Consider the following 15,162-nt stretch of genomic DNA (forward strand, 5'->3'; position numbering starts at 1 on the left):
CTATGAAGGTACTGAATAGTTACAAATATTGAATTTATAGCAGACTGACCCGCAGATCAGCGCAGCCAGTCTGCCGCTTTTTATCTCAGTCGAGAAGACTCCCACCTCTTCAGGTGGTGAGTAATAGCAAATTTGTCTCAGTGGGAGTCCAATCTCCGACTGAGATAAACGCTCCGCGAGGATGCGCAGTGATTCTGATAGGAATATGTCAGCTTCGCTGACCAGAATCACGCGCCAAGTCTCACGGACGTTCGACTTGAATTTTGGGGTTGACAGGGAGGATGCGACACATTATAATCGTTCTAAATAGAACGATATAAAAGGAGGAGGCCTATGCATTTCTGGGATCGGCATAAGACGATTACCTGTTATTATGAGATCCTGATGGCGTCTGTATGCGAAAAATATGACCTGAGAAAGCTGGAATATGATATTTTATTGTTTTTGTATCACAATCCCAAGTATCATACAGCAGCAGATATCGTCAGAATCAGAAAATCAACGAAGTCCCACGTATCCACAGCATTGAAGGTGCTGGAAGAAAAAGGATTTATTGAAAAAGAGACAGCGGCGGACAATAAAAAGCATGTGAATCTACTGCTGACAGATTCTGCCAATGAGCTGATACAGGATGGAATTCGGGTACAGAAACAATTTGCGGAAGATATGCTCCGGGGACTGACGAAGGAAGAAATCGCTCTGTGTAAGCAGGTATTTCAGAAAATATGTGACAATGCGGAAAGATGTATCAAAGAGAAAGGACAAAGATAAAATGAGCAACACAAGTTATAAATCGAAGATGCCGGATTTGATGGAGGCGGTATTTGACACAGGATACCTGTTGTTTGACCTGATTGCAGGAATTGTATTTTTATCAACGGCAAAGGGAAACAGCCTGTATGTGCTGTACGGTATTCTGACCCTGACCCTCTGCGGCGGAGACGCTTTTCATCTGGTTCCGAGAGTGATCCGGGCCGTAAAGGGAAGCAGTGAAAAAATCGAGCATATGCTGGGAAGAGGTCTGCAGATTTCTTCCATTACGATGACAGCCTTCTATGTAATCCTGCTGTATATCTGGAAGCTTACTTTCCCGGGACTGCAGGCGCCGGCTGCTATGGAAGCAATCATATGGATTTCCGCGATTATCCGTATTGCGATCTGCATGCTGCCCCAGAATCACTGGTGTACCGAAGAGGGCAATATGAGACTGTCCGTCATTCGGAACGGTGTGTTCGCGATTACCGGTATCGGCGTGATCATTCTGTACGCGATTTCCGGAAATGCCGGCGGATATCATATGACCAGAATGGTAGCCGCAATTCTCATTTCCTTCGGTTGCTATCTTCCGGTTACGCTTTTCAGCAAGAAGAAGCCGATGGTCGGAATTTTGATGATTCCCAAGACCTGCGCTTATATGTGGATCATTATTATGGGTTTGCAGCTTCTGTAAAATGAAACTGCAGACAGGAAAGAAGACAGGAGGAAGAATGATGCAGAACTTAGAACAGTTTTTGAGATTACTGACAGGACATTTTGACAACAGAGAACAGTTTAACCAGATGCAGAAGGCGGAAAAGGTATATCCTTTGGCAGAGCATGTCAATACTGTCTGCAACGATAAAATCCGGAATCTCCCCGCAGATTTCCGGGGAAAATTTCTTGTGGAAGAAAGCTATTATGAAACCAATGGGAAGAAACACGCCTCAGCCCATCTGTTTCTGTTTACAGAGGAGCAGGACGGCGTTCTGCTTACCTCCTATGAGATACCGGAGGGAGAGGATAAAAACAGCTTTACCTATGCTTCTATGGAGCCGGTGGACTACGGAGATTTAAAAAAATCAGAAAAGTTCACACCAGCCCTTTACCGGGAGAAAGACGGAGTCTGGGAAGGCGGCAGTACAAGTCAGTTTACCCCGGTTATGAAGTTCCGGCTTTGGGAACGTTTTTCCGAGGCATGTCTGGAGGTGTCTGAGAGCATAGAAGTAAACGGAAGAAGGACCTTTGGATACGACGATCCCATCCGGTATAAACGGGTATAAGAAGGCTGTTTATAAAAGAATAGGAACAGTGAAATCACGGCCGTCCAGGTAAAACTGGTATTGGCCGTGTTCCTGTTCTACATAGTAAATGATGCTCTGCACGCCAATCCCATGCCCTTCCCGTGCAGTGACTGGAATACCGTCGGAAAAGACGGGAGGCGTGTCGGTGGGATTTTTTTCCAGCATCAACAGATGCCCGGAGCGTTCAAAGATAGACAGGTAAACACGGCGGTCTTGGCTGGACTGCTTCCGGACGGCATGCATGGCATTTTCCAGAACGTTGGAAAGAATGGCGCAGAAGGTTATTTCCGAACAGGTCAGCTTTTCCGGAGCTTCAATCTCCGCGTCAAAGGTGATATCTTGTTCTGCGAAACGGGCGCTGTAAATGGAAAGCACAGAGTTGAGAAGCTCGTTACTGCAGAAGCTGTGAAGGATGGTATCGTCGTAATGCTGATTGATTTCCCGGATATAGTCCAGAGCTAAGTCTGGTCAGCTCTTCGAACATGGACAGAGAAGGATCCCAATATAGAACTGATGTTTACTTTCTGTACTACATATGGTAAGATATAAACATGGAAAAAGATATATTTACTATCAGAGAAAACACTCTTTCATATGGTCGAGGTTATGTGTACTCTTTGCAATATCATCTCGTCTGGTGTACAAAATACCGGAAAAAGGTGTTGACAGATGGCCTTGATACAGAATGCAAGGAAATGCTGCAAAAGCTGGCAGAGGAATACCGCTTTCAGATTCTGGCCATGGAGGTTATGCCGGATCATATCCATTTGCTGGTGGATTGTAAACCACAGTTTTTTATTTCTGATATGATAAAAATCATGAAAGGAAATCTGGCAAGACAAATGTTTCTTGTACATCCGGAATTAAAGCAGAAGTTGTGGGGCGGGCATTTGTGGAATCCATCTTATTGCGCGGTGACAGTCAGTGATCGGAGCAGGGAACAGGTCCTGGCATACATTGAGGGGCAGAAAGAAAAGCGAAGAAACTAGAAAATGAGGTTTTATCATGCGGATTACATCCAGTTATGGCGTGGAAATAAAAAAACAGAATATTCCCATCCGCCATACGCTGCGGATTTACCGCTCTGCAGTCAGTTATCTGATTCAGGTGTACGCGGAAAGCTGGGAAGAACTTTCCCAGATTGATAACGCAAAGAAGCGGTTTAATGCAGCGGAACATCTGGTGCATGAGACGAAAAAGAACCATGCAAGGTATGATTTCGACCTGCATTTTCCGAAGATGCCATCTTACCTGAGAAGGGCAGCGATACAGCATGCGCTTGGAAGCGTCGCTTCCTATGAAACAAGACTTGATTTATGGAAAAATGGACACCTTACGGGAAAACCGAAGCTGGTTTCGGAAAATCATGCCATGCCGGTATTTTACCGTGACGTCATGTACCGGGAGGCAGAACCGCAGGAGGATGCGGCGTATCTGAAGCTGTATGACGGCCACGACTGGAAATGGTTCCGGGTAAAGTTGCTCCATACGGATATGGAATATCTGCGAAAAAACTGGGTTAGGGAAAAGGCCTCTGCTCCTACTCTGGAAAAACGACATCACAAGTACTTTCTGCGCTTTTCTTATACAGAAGAAGTAAGCCTTACCAAAACAGATATCAAAGAACAGACCATTTGCAGTGTGGATCTGGGAATCAACACGGACGCAGTCTGCACCATCATGCAGGCAGACGGAACTGTCCTGGGACGGAAGTTTATCGACTTCCCCAGTGATAAAGACCGGCTGTATCATGCATTGGGCAGAATCCGTAGATTTCAGAGACAGCATGGCTCCGGACAGACACAGAGCCGCTGGGCTTACGCAAAGCGGCTGAATATGGAGCTTGCCCGGAAGACAGCGGCGGCCATTACAGCCTACGTTGCAGAAAATCACGCAGATGTTATCGTTTTTGAGTACCTGGAAATGCAGGGCAAGATCAGCGGAAATAAAAAGCAGAGGTTGCATTTGTGGAGAAAACGGGATATTCAGAAGCTGTGCGAGCATCAGGCGCACCGGCAAGGAATCCGCGTATCCAGGATCAGCGCCCGAAACACCAGCAGGCTGGCATATGATGGAAGCGGTCTGGTAGTTCGAAATCCGGAGAATCACAGCCTTTGTACCTTCCCGACAGGAAAACAGTATAACTGTGATCTGTCTGCAGCTTATAATATCGGAGCAAGATATTTTATACGGGAATTACTCAAACCCTTTTCGGAAACGGAAAGGTCTTTGCTGGAGGCAAAAGTTCCTTCGGTAAAGCGTAGAACCTCATGCGTCTATGCAGACTTACGGCTGCTCAGTGCAGAACTGGCGAGCCAGAAGGCAGCATAGATACAGGCAGATATACAGTGGACTACCTGAGATGTGGAAACTGGCCGTATCCGGCCGGAAAAAGCGCGTAACCGCACCGATTCTAAGTCGCAGGCGTATCCGCCGATATGAAGTCTTGCCGCTTAAGGCGGCTGAGAAGCACGTGACTTTAGTCATGTGAGGTTCACTGAGATCTATGAGCGCTATCAGTTGCCGATTATGGTGGTGGAAAATGGTCTGGGAGCCAGAGACGAGAAGGGCGCGGACGGACGTGTCCATGACAGCTACCGGATCGATTACCTGCGTAAGCACATCGAAGCCATGCGGGAGGCCGCAGAGGACGGCGTAGACCTGATGGGCTATACTCCCTGGGGCTGCATCGATCTGGTGTCCGCATCCACCGGCGAGATGGCCAAGCGCTACGGCTTCATCTATGTAAATAAATTCGACGACGGAACCGGCGACCTGTCCCGGGAAAAGAAGGATTCCTTTGACTGGTATCAGAAAGTAATCCGTACCAACGGAGAAGATTTAACCGACTAACGCTCCGGAAACATATAAGCAAAGTAAGCGTCCTTAAAGGCCACTCCATTATCCCGGGAAATGGGAATCCGTGCGCCGGATTTGGTGCGCAGCTCGGCCTTGGAGAAGGTCTCGACGCAGTTTAAAGCCACCAGATAGCTGCGGTGGCATTTGTAGAAGCCCTTTTCCGGTGTGAAAAATTCTTCGCACCGGTGGAAGGGCTCTTTGATTTCCAGGACAGAGCCGTCTCGGAACACGACGGCAACCAGTTTATTGCGGGCCTCCAGATATTCCACATCCCGGAGGTAGATATTCTGATAGCCTGAGATTGTCCGGGCTGCGAAATGGCGAAGAGACGCCTGCATGGAGGTGAGCCATTGATCCAGCACAGAGAAAAGCCGTTCTTCCGAAATAGGTTTCAGAAGATACCAGAAAGCCCGGACCTCGTAGGATTCCAGGGCAAATTCCGGGGAGGAGGTCAGAAAGATGAGCGGCACATGAGATTCCTTCTGCCGCAGCGCCTTTGCCGTATCCATTCCGCCGGGAAACGGCATCATAATATCGAGAATCACCAGATCCGCCGGGCTTTCTTCGCAGGCGGCAATCAGCTTATCTCCATTGGTAAAGGGAAAAAGCTGCAGCACAAGCTCCCGGGACGCGGCCCAGGAGCGAAGCATCGCACTTAGTTCCGTGAGAAATGCAGTTTCATCATCGCAGATGGCAATCTTAATCATATAAAACTCCCCTTACAGAATGATACGGACGACAAAGTCCCGGCCTTCCATATAAAACTGGTACTGACCCTGTTCTTTTTCTACATAGTAAATGATACTCTGCACGCCGATACCGTGGTCGCTTTTTTTTGTAACCGGAACATCATCGGAGAAAACCGGCGGTACATCGGTGGGATTTTTTCCCAGCATCAGCAGATGACCGGATTTTTCGAAAATATTCAGACTGATCTGACGTCTTTCCTCCGGCAGCTTTTCGACCGCGTGCATGGCATTTTCCAGGATATTTGAGAGAATGGCGCAGCAGGTCAGCTCCGGGCAGGGCAGGCTTTCCGACACCTGAATCTGTGAGTCGAAGGAAATGCCCTTTTCCGAAAATCGGGTGCTGTAGATAGAGAGCACCGAGTTCAGCAACTCATTTTTGCAAAAGGAGCGGATGACCGTATCGTCATAGTGACGGTTGATTTCCTGGATATATTCCAGGGCACGATCTGTCTTCTGCTGCCGGATGAAGGTCTCAATAGCTGCCAGATGATGGCGCATATCGTGCCGGAGAATCGCCAGGCGGTGTTCGCTGACGCGTGTCTGGTCAATCTCGGTACGCAGGCTGTCAAGCTGCATATCCATTAGTTCTCCGTATTGTTCCGCGCGGTGTTTCATTTCATATTCCCGGAAGTACACCAGAAGAAATACCACATAGGAGAGGCACATGGAAAATGCCAGAAATTCCACGATTACCTTACTGCCGGAATACAGCAGTGTGGAAAATTTCGTTGTGGCGTAATCGAAAAGGTAGTAGACCAGCGGCATAGCGCCCAGAATACACAACTCCCGGTTGGACTTGGAAAAAAGAAGCGCCGTGGTCTGACAGAGGTTCCGGCTCAGGAAGAAGAATACGCTCAGCGTCACCAGAATCCGGCTCAGGTAGTAGAGCACTTCCGAACCGGACAGGGACAGAAACAGGATACCGATCCAGTTGCTGAACTGACAGCACAGATAGGCAGTCAGAATAGATATGAGCGCAGGCAGCCAGCGGAACTTATAGTGGAAAACCAGCACCAGCAGCAGAGGGAGATGTACCAGCAGCGGGTAAATGGGATCTGTGTAAGTCTCACCCAGCAGAAGAATGCAGGGGATATAGAGCAGCAGGCAAATCAGTCCTACCGACAGGAGCAGCAGGACATTTTTCCGCTCCTGTTTTACGCCCAGAAAAAAGGCCGACAAAAAGATGCCGAACAGCATGGTGGTAATGTGATGCGTAAGTGTCAGAGCCTGAAGCAGCATGATGGAAATCCTCCTGTGTATGGATAAAAATCATATTATTTCTATTATATGGGATTTTCGGAAGTAAAGCAAATGCAGAAATTACTGTTCGCGCCGTATATGTGCAATTCGCGCCAAAAAGTAATATAAAAAATTATTTTATGTTAAAATATGGGTAATGCAATTTTAAAATCACACAAAGGAGCGGGGACATGAGAAAATACTTACGAGGAAACAGCGGAATGCGCTTTCTGGCGATTCTGACGGCGGTGGCACTGACGCTTGGAAGCGTAGATGTGACAGCGCTGGCATCGGCGGCGGGACAGAACGCGGCGGAGCAGACAGCCGTGGAGCCGGAGGATACAGAAGGCCGGGCGGCTGTGTCCGGAGAGACCGAAGGACAAGACGAACCGGAGAACGATGGAGAGCAGCCGGGCGGGAATGAAAATGCAGTGCCAGGCTCTGGTCCGAAGCAGAATACGGACGCTCCGGAGGATAACGAGACACCGGCAGATCCGGAAGGAACGGGCGAGACATCGGCAGACCCGGAAGGAACGGGCGAGACTTCCGGGGAGCAGAAGGATGAACTGGAGACCCGGGAGGCGGATATTGCTATCTACGGAAGTACACAGGCAGAAAGCGGGAAGCTGGCTTATCTGGATCCGACGGTCTTAAGACCGGGTGGAGACGGAAGGTGGAGCAGCGACAACGGCAATCTGCTCTGGTTTGGCAAAGAGACAAACGGAACCCCGATGCAGTATCGGATTCTGTCTTCGACGAATGTATTCAGCACAGATGCGAAAAATGGCGGGCTGCTGCTGAACAGTGTTAAGGAGTATGAGACGGAAAACTGGTGGGGATATGGCTTCGATAATACGGCAGACTTGACGAGTCAGGAATCGGAAGCGATTGCCAGGGCGAAGGAAATAAACGGTTATCTCTATACCACGTTTGTATTCCGGAAGGATCTGCCAGCTTATGGGAAGGCTTTGACAGCGCTCTATGCCGACGGCACGAACATGGACGAGATCAATGGAGCATCCATGTACCTGGATCCATCCAAAATCCTGATGGTATCAAAAGCAGGTTCCATGAAATATAGTTCAGATTCTAAGCTTCATGCGATTAGCGATGAGCTCTATGAGGAAGTCAACTGGAAGCTGACCCTGCTGGACGCAGATAAAAGTGTGAAAGATGCGACGCTGACTTGTGCAGGAACCAAAGCGGACACAGGCGCCGGGCAGTATCAGATCTCCTGTACCTATAAGGGAGATGCAGACGATAAGCTGTCCATCATGGTCACCGATAAAGCTTATAACGCGGAGGGCGCGCAGATCCTGTGCTATGGATATGTAAATCCTGAAAATAATAACAATACGAAAAAAAATAATGGATCTGGCAGCTATACCATAGAGGGAACGTTTTCGATTGCCGAAGACACAGGAGTCACTGCGGAAAATTTGAAATCCTCTTATCACATGTACCTGATCGTGGAACATACATCCGGACAGTATAACAATGATTTATATGGAACCGATTACGCCAGCAAACCCTATGAGGTGCAGGTGGGGAAATCGGAGACGCATTATATGTGCGGGTACACAGGTACAAACTGGGATGAGCATATAAAGCTGCATCCGGCATGTGGGTGGAAATACAGTAGCTATACGTTTACCCCCTGGAACCGGACAGATTCCCTGCCCACAGAAGCAGGAAATTATTATCTGGTAAATGATGTGGAATTAACCGAAACCTGGAATGTGCCGACAGGATGGACGTATCTGTGTCTGAGCGGAAAGAGTATCACGATGAAGGGGAATGGCGCTGTAATTTCCGTGTCAACGAATGGAAAGCTCCACCTGACAGACTGTAAGGAAGCGGACAATCGGATTACCCATGCAGAAGGATATGTGGGAAGCGGTATTGCGATCAGCGGCAGCGGAAGTAACGGCGACGATAAAGGAAAGGTTTATTTATATAATATAAAAATCACAGGAAATAAGGCAGAAAAAGGCGGCGGTATTTACTGCGAGAAAGCGGATTCAGATTCCTTTCAGGTATCCCGTGATACCGTCATCGACGGAAATACCGCATTAGACGGAACGACGCCAGATAATGTATATCTGTGTAAGAATCAAAGGATTTATGTGCATGATCCCGGTGAGAAGATGCGGATTGGTGTTACCACAGATGTGACGCCGACAGAAGAAAAGCCGGTTACGATTACCAAATTTGGAAATGTGACGAACGCGAACTATGTATTCAGCGATCAGGAATACGATATGGGGACGGTGCAGGATACACAATATTCGGATCGATATAATCTGACCCTCATTCCCCGCACCGCTGCCATCACAGCCACAGACGCAGACGGTACGGTAACCAGCCGCAGCCTGGGGCTTGGTACTTCCATTATGCGCAATCCGGCGATTCCGACGGAAACAGACGCCTGGAGCGGAAGCTATGTGTGGTTTGGGTATAGCTTTGACTATAATGCTTCGTATAATCCGGGAAAACCGGTAAAGTACCGCGTGCTGTCCAAGGATACCACGGAGCTGGGCAAAAACGGAGAACATACCCTGTTTTTGGACAGTGACAAGGTGATGGTAGCAGATCGTCCATATAAGACAGAATATGGTAGCAGTGCTATTTCTGCGCTTTCCAACTATCCGGGTTATATGAAAAACAGCGAAAAACAAGCACTTGTGGACAGCAAAATCACAGAGGATGGTGCGAGTAATTCCTCATTTTTTATGGTCACGTCGGAGCAGGCTCAGTCCGGTCGGTATGGCTATAATAATGCAAGTACAGGTACAAGCAAAATAAAGGAACCCCGTACCGGTACATCAGAGATCTGGTGGCTGCATGGCGGTACTGGTTATGTGTCGAATACCGGAGCTATCGTACGGGATTCAAACAAAACGGCAGGTACAAGTGTAGCAACCAATGTGAATTTGACCAATGTCCTGCTTTCTGAGGTGACATCCAATGCAGATGACGCTGCGACCGGTGCTGCAGGCAAGCATGGAACAGCATACAAGCTGACGCTGCTGGCCGGTAAGCAGGACAATGGCACAGAAAATATGAAGATTGATTCTACGGACGTTCAAAGAACGGAAGATGAAGTGACCCTTACCTATGACCTGAGTCATTATGCAAAGGAAGGATATCCCGTATCAACGACGTACTATCGGATCAATCAGGTATCTGTACTGTTTCTGGATAAGGAATATACAGAGGGAAACACAAATGGTGCAAAACTGCTTGGATGTGTAAAAGTAGATGAACAAAAAGAATTTAAGGATAATAAATGGAATACTTCTTACGATAAAGGGCTAAACGGCAGCTGCACGAAGAAATTCACAGTTCCGGAAGGCCTGGAAAACAAACAGTATGGAAAGGACTATTACGCCTACCTGATCGCGGAGCAGGTAAACGGAGAACACGAATCCAATTTCGCCAGCGCGCCGGTGGAGATTACGATTCCGAAGGGCTCTTACCAAATCGTACATACGGTAGTGAATCCGCAGGGCGAGGAAGTCACTTATGACGCTCAAAATCCGATCGATGTAACCGGATTCTTTACCCTGGATTCCCGCCTGACACCCTATAAGGACCAGGTTACCGTGACATATGAGCTTCTGACAGGAGAGGGCGTGACCGGTGTCGGAACGCTGGATGAAAATCAGAAGCTGACAGTAACGAAATGCGGTACCTTCAAAATCAAGGTCACCACATCGGCAGTCAAGGATACTGCGGGAGATCCGCTTTACAGTGAAGGAGAAGCCGTCGCCACTCTGACCGTGAAGAAGGCAGCCGGTTCCATGGGGGATGTAACGGTAGCCAATACCGATTCGGCGAAAACCGATATTATTTATGGCGACACCTGGACAGCGTCCACAAGCAGCACGACAAATCAGGATGTGTCTTACACCTATTGGTTGAGCAGCCAGTCCGAGGAACAGGCAACCGCGACCCTGCCGACCGACGCAGGAACCTACACAGTAAAGGCCACCTACGCGGCTACGGATCTGTATGAAGCCTGCAGTAAAACGGCAGAGTTTACGATTCTTCCGAGACCTGCAGCGCTTCAGTGGAGTGAGACAAAGCTAACCTATAAGGGCGACGCCCAGTCTGTCACGGCCACTGTGACGAACAAGGTTTCTCCGGATACAGATGATAGCTTCAAACTGGAATATACCGGAAACACAGAGAAAGAGGCAGGAAATTATACAGCAGGGGTGACAGCGCTTGGCAATCCCAACTACACCCTGGATGGCGCCGCAAATACATCCCAGAGCTGGAGTATCGCCTATCTCACAGCCCCGGCAAGCCCGCTCAGCGTGACCGGAACAAAGGGACAGAACGACTGGTACGTGTCAGAGGTAACACTGAAAGCGGCTGACGGTTACCAGATTTCTGCCGATGGCGGAGCAACCTGGCAGGGCGGCTTTGGCTATACGACTTCCGGGACCTATCATGAGGGGCAGACCTATCGTCTGAGACAGACAGCTACCGGATATATAACAGCTCCGGCAGCATTGCCGGTTATCAAAGTGGATCTGACAGCGCCCACCGGTAAGCTTCAGATTAACACAAGAGAGATTGAGCAGACAGACAGTGTTCTGTGGAAATGGTTTTTCAGGGAGAAAGCAGAAATTACGGTAACGGCGGCGGACGAAGTAAGCGGTGTGGCGAAGATTGAGTACCAGAGCGTGAATGCGCCCGGCGGATACCAGGAAAATGGATACTGGAAAAAACTGGATACAAACAGCCTTGCCATACCGGCCAATGCCAGCCAGATTCTTTATTTCAAAATCACCGATAACGCCGGGAACGTTACCATTCTGAATTCCAACGGCGTAGTAGTTTACACAGACGCCACAGCCACCGGAGAAGTGAACTTCGTAAAGACGACCACAGCGGATCAGGATACCGGAATCCGGGTGGCGGAGAATACGGTTGCTTCTATAAAAGAAGGAACAGAGGATGTAGCAGCGGGAGCTTATCAGATAAAAGAGGTAAACGGAGAGAAACACCTGATTCTGACAGCAGCTTACCTGAAGTCCCTGACAGACGGAGCCCATACCCTGACCGCAGCGTACGACGCCAACGGCCATGCCTGGGAGGATGGAGCCGAGGGTGAGAAGCCTGCGGATTCTACGATTACGGTTGTGGTCAGCAGAGCGCAGGGCGTTGTAACCATTCTTGGCGAACAGTCGAAGGTATACGATGGCAGACCGGTCAGCAAGCCGAGTATTACCACCGAAAATGACCGGGGTACGAATAACGCCAACGTTACCATTGAATACAAGGTGAAGGGCGCGGATGACAGCACCTACACAAAAGAGGCCCCGAAGGATTATGGAACCTACGTGGTACGTGTTACGGTGGCGCAGGATGACAGCCATACAGAGGCGGTGGTTACAAAGGAATTTTCCATCACGAAAAAGCGGATGACGTTGACGGCTGAGGATTACAGCGGAACCTATGATGGACAGAAGCATGCTATTACCGTGACGGTGACTGATCCTGCAGACGTGGAGATTTCCTATCGGGCTTCCGAAAACGCGTCCTGGCAGAGCGCTCCGATTACATATCGCGACGCGGGAACCTACACCGTATATTATCAGGTAACAAGCGAAAATTATGAGACAGAGACCGGCTCCCGGACCATTACGATTACGCCGAAAACGGTGGCGCTTACATGGGGAACCACGATGTTTACTTATGACGGAACCGAAAAAATCCCCACCGTGACTGTGGACAGCAGTTCCCTTTGCGATGGAGATAGCTGTCAGGTAACAGGCATGAAGGGCGCGCAGAAGGCAGCCGGAATCTATAGGGCGGAAGCGGCAGCCCTGGACAACGCGAATTATCAGCTTCCGGACGAGAAGACCGCTGCATTTACCATTCAAAAAGCGGCGGTTACCATTCAGGCAGATGACGCAGGGAAGCATATAGAGAAGGCAGATCCGAAGCTGACTTACCGCATTGTAGAAGGAACTCTGGCAGAGGGAGACAGTCTGAAGGGAATTACCGTGAGCCGTGAGGAAGGCGAGACGGCCGGAGCCTACAAAATTATGGCAGGTCTGGCAGCAGGCGCAGAGAGTGAGAATCCCAATTATGAGACTACAGTTTCTGACAAAGCAGGAGCCTTTACCATCGGGGATCACGATCAGGCGAAGGTATCCGCGGCTGCGGCAGCGCCCACCTGTACAAAGAACGGTTCCACAGAGGAACGAAGCGGCTCCGGGTGCGAAAAGGTGATGATAGCGTCCGTGGAAATCCCGGCGCTGGGACATGACTGGACCGGAGAATGGAAGCTGGTAAAGGAAGCCACGGCTACAGAAAACGGACGGCAGGAGAAGACCTGCGGACGGGAAGGCTGCGGTCAGAAGATGTACGAGGTGATTCCGGCGACGGGACAGTCTCCGGATGAGGATGGAACCGGTCAGGGCGATCTGCGCGTGGATCTGGAGATTACGCAGGACGCGCCGATTGCTTCCGGTGGTATCTATAATACAAAGAAGGAGCTGCTGGACGCGCCGGGAATCTTTAGCGAGGCAGAGAAGGCAGCCATAGCGGAAGGAAAAGAGGCGAAGGTCTGGGTGGAAATCACGAAGACCGATCTGGCAGAGGAAGAGAAGGCTGCCTTTGAACAGGAAGCGAAGAAGACAGCCGGAGAAAACGCAAGGCTTGTATACTTCAGTGCGGAGCTGTTTCGTCAGATAGGCGAGAACGTGGAACGTATTTCAGAGCCGGGCGCGAAGATCCGCCTGACTATCCGTATTCCGGACGAGCTTGTGAACACGGACAGCACCATTTCCCGTGAATACTTTATTCTTCGGATGCATGGTGGGGAGCTGACCGTCCTGAACGGAAGCTTTGACAAGGATACGAGGGAATACACCTTCGAGACCGACAAGTTCTCCGATTACGCGATTGTCTGCAAGGACACCAGGATTGAGACGAAACCGGATGACAGCAAGGGCAGCTCCGGCGGATCATCCAAAGCCCCGGTAACCTCCGCCAACACCGGCGACCGGAACCAGCCGCTGGCCTGGATGATCCTGGCCGTGGCAGCGACAGGTATCATCGCAGCGGCGATCCGGAAAAAGAAAAGACAGTAAAAGAGGATTGACATAACTACCTATATTAAAATTACGGAAACAGATGAAATTATAGTTACATAGCAGGATAAAAGAAAGGCCGGAGACCATTGGTTAAAATGGATCTCCGGCCTTTCTTTATCTTATACAAATGTAAACCACGTATCCCGCATACAGCAGAATCATAGCCAGGCCTTCGATTTTGTCGAGCCTGTGCTTCGTCCAGGCCATGAGCCACACGATGAAGCTGAAGCCCACCAGGATGATGATATCGATGATATTTTCCTGGATAAAGGCGATGGGGCTTAAGGCGGAGGCGATGCCGAGGACCATCAGGATGTTGAAGATATTAGAGCCTACGGCGTTGCCGAGAGCCATATCCACCTCATTCTTGCGTGCCGCCACGATGGAGGTCATCAGCTCCGGCAGGCTGGTGCCGAAGGCCACGATGGTCAGGCCGATGAGATTCTCGCTGATGCCGAAAGCGGAAGCGATGGTTTTGGCGCCATCCACCACCCAGTCGCTGCCAAGCGTGATACCCGCGATACCGATGACGATGAAAATCAGGCTCTTAGGCACGGACATGACCTTCATGTCTGCGGCCTCTGCGGCAAATTCCGAGTCTTCATTGTTCATGGAGTGCTGGGCTGACCGGATCATATACAGAATAAAAAAGGCGAACAGAACGATGAGAATCAGGCCGTTGACCCGAGTCAGCATCATGCGATCGTGGCCCAGCACCAGGAGCAGCAGGGCGCAGACTATGGAAAAGGGAATATCGATTTTCAGAGAGCTTTTTTGAACGGCTACCGGAGTCAGAACCGCGCAGACGCCGATGACCACCATCAGGTTGAAGATGTTGGAGCCTACGGCGTTGCTGACGGCCAGGGCGTTGCTGCCGGCGATGGAAGCGGTGACGCTGACTGCCGTCTCCGGCAGGCTGGTTCCCATGGCTACGATAGTCATGCCGATGATAAGCGACGGTACCTGAAAATGCTTGGCGATACTGCTGCTGCCCTCGACAAAAGCGTCAGCGCCTTTTACCAGAAACGCAAAACCAATGATGAGCAGTACCACAGCGAAGGGTACGCTCTGAAAAAATGTGTTCATAGAAAATCCTCCTTGGAAATGGAATCGGAACCGTATCACAGATACAACCCCGGC

The 15,162-nt window shown here is 49.8% G+C and carries 10 protein-coding genes and 1 pseudogene; 7 read left to right on the forward strand and 4 right to left on the reverse strand.

The annotated features are described in order from the left end of the window. Positions 1 to 333: 333 nt before the first annotated feature. From ACTRC3_RS10235 to ACTRC3_RS10245, 3 genes are read left to right on the forward strand one after another with little or no spacing between them, the layout of a single operon-like run. Positions 334 to 771: a MarR family winged helix-turn-helix transcriptional regulator gene (locus ACTRC3_RS10235; protein WP_349165146.1), complete on the forward strand. Its 438-nt coding sequence runs from the start codon at positions 334 to 336 to the stop codon at positions 769 to 771. A 1-nt stretch (position 772) separates the two neighbouring features. Further along, on the forward strand, positions 773 to 1,450 hold the full coding sequence (locus ACTRC3_RS10240; protein WP_440322993.1) for a hypothetical protein: 678 nt from the start codon (positions 773 to 775) through the stop codon (positions 1,448 to 1,450). Positions 1,451 to 1,490: 40 nt separating this feature from the next. Continuing rightward, positions 1,491 to 2,039 carry a hypothetical protein gene (locus ACTRC3_RS10245; protein WP_440322994.1) on the forward strand — a complete coding sequence of 183 codons (549 nt, stop codon included), beginning with the start codon at positions 1,491 to 1,493 and terminating at the stop codon, positions 2,037 to 2,039. 9 nt (positions 2,040 to 2,048) lie between these two features. Here the strand turns inward: ACTRC3_RS10245 and ACTRC3_RS10250 are convergent, their stop codons facing one another. After that, positions 2,049 to 2,435 (reverse strand): GHKL domain-containing protein, encoded by a 387-nt coding sequence (locus tag ACTRC3_RS10250; protein WP_440322995.1) that lies wholly within the window; start codon positions 2,433 to 2,435, stop codon positions 2,049 to 2,051. A gap of 176 nt (positions 2,436 to 2,611) precedes the next feature. Here ACTRC3_RS10250 and tnpA point away from each other — a divergent pair, with 176 nt between their 5' ends. The 3 genes and pseudogenes from tnpA to ACTRC3_RS10265 form a co-directional block, all read left to right on the forward strand. After that, positions 2,612 to 3,049, forward strand: a complete 438-nt coding sequence (gene tnpA, locus ACTRC3_RS10255; RefSeq protein ID WP_440322996.1) for an IS200/IS605 family transposase — start codon at positions 2,612 to 2,614, stop codon at positions 3,047 to 3,049. Between the two features lie 16 nt (positions 3,050 to 3,065). Further along, entirely contained in the window at positions 3,066 to 4,391 is a 1,326-nt protein-coding gene (locus ACTRC3_RS10260) for an IS200/IS605 family accessory protein TnpB-related protein (RefSeq protein WP_440322997.1), read from the forward strand. A 168-nt stretch (positions 4,392 to 4,559) separates the two neighbouring features. Beyond that, positions 4,560 to 4,913, forward strand: a pseudogene (locus ACTRC3_RS10265) (family 1 glycosylhydrolase); the annotation flags it as partial. On the opposite strand, the gene ACTRC3_RS10270 reads toward ACTRC3_RS10265, so the two are convergent. Further along, positions 4,910 to 5,626 (reverse strand): LytR/AlgR family response regulator transcription factor, encoded by a 717-nt coding sequence (locus ACTRC3_RS10270; protein WP_440322998.1) that lies wholly within the window; start codon positions 5,624 to 5,626, stop codon positions 4,910 to 4,912. The pseudogene ACTRC3_RS10265 and the gene ACTRC3_RS10270 sit on opposite strands and share 4 nt — an antisense overlap. Before the next feature lie 12 nt (positions 5,627 to 5,638). Then, entirely contained in the window at positions 5,639 to 6,907 is a 1,269-nt protein-coding gene (locus ACTRC3_RS10275) for a sensor histidine kinase (protein WP_440322999.1), read from the reverse strand. A gap of 191 nt (positions 6,908 to 7,098) precedes the next feature. Here ACTRC3_RS10275 and ACTRC3_RS10280 point away from each other — a divergent pair, with 191 nt between their 5' ends. Beyond that, entirely contained in the window at positions 7,099 to 14,019 is a 6,921-nt protein-coding gene (locus tag ACTRC3_RS10280; protein ID WP_440323000.1) for an MBG domain-containing protein, read from the forward strand. 117 nt (positions 14,020 to 14,136) lie between these two features. Here the strand turns inward: ACTRC3_RS10280 and ACTRC3_RS10285 are convergent, their stop codons facing one another. Next, the gene (locus ACTRC3_RS10285; protein WP_349165157.1) at positions 14,137 to 15,108 is read right to left on the reverse strand and encodes a calcium/sodium antiporter; all 972 of its coding nucleotides are present in this window, start codon (positions 15,106 to 15,108) and stop codon (positions 14,137 to 14,139) included. Positions 15,109 to 15,162: the final 54 nt, after the last annotated feature.

This window comes from Laedolimicola sp., from assembly GCF_051972735.1.
GTDB lineage: Bacteria > Bacillota > Clostridia > Lachnospirales > Lachnospiraceae > Laedolimicola > Laedolimicola intestinihominis.

Bases quoted from the DNA above. Each gene is read 5' to 3' on its own strand.
- ACTRC3_RS10235 (WP_349165146.1), top strand. From the start codon at position 334: ATGCATTTCTGGGATCGGCATAAGACGATTACCTGTTATTATGAGATC.
- ACTRC3_RS10240 (WP_440322993.1), top strand. From the start codon at position 773: ATGAGCAACACAAGTTATAAATCGAAGATGCCGGATTTGATGGAGGCG.
- ACTRC3_RS10245 (WP_440322994.1), top strand. From the start codon at position 1,491: ATGCAGAACTTAGAACAGTTTTTGAGATTACTGACAGGACATTTTGAC.
- tnpA (WP_440322996.1), top strand. From the start codon at position 2,612: ATGGAAAAAGATATATTTACTATCAGAGAAAACACTCTTTCATATGGT.
- ACTRC3_RS10260 (WP_440322997.1), top strand. From the start codon at position 3,066: ATGCGGATTACATCCAGTTATGGCGTGGAAATAAAAAAACAGAATATT.
- ACTRC3_RS10270 (WP_440322998.1), bottom strand. From the start codon at position 5,626: ATGATTAAGATTGCCATCTGCGATGATGAAACTGCATTTCTCACGGAA.
- ACTRC3_RS10275 (WP_440322999.1), bottom strand. From the start codon at position 6,907: ATGCTGCTTCAGGCTCTGACACTTACGCATCACATTACCACCATGCTG.
- ACTRC3_RS10280 (WP_440323000.1), top strand. From the start codon at position 7,099: ATGAGAAAATACTTACGAGGAAACAGCGGAATGCGCTTTCTGGCGATT.
- ACTRC3_RS10285 (WP_349165157.1), bottom strand. From the start codon at position 15,108: ATGAACACATTTTTTCAGAGCGTACCCTTCGCTGTGGTACTGCTCATC.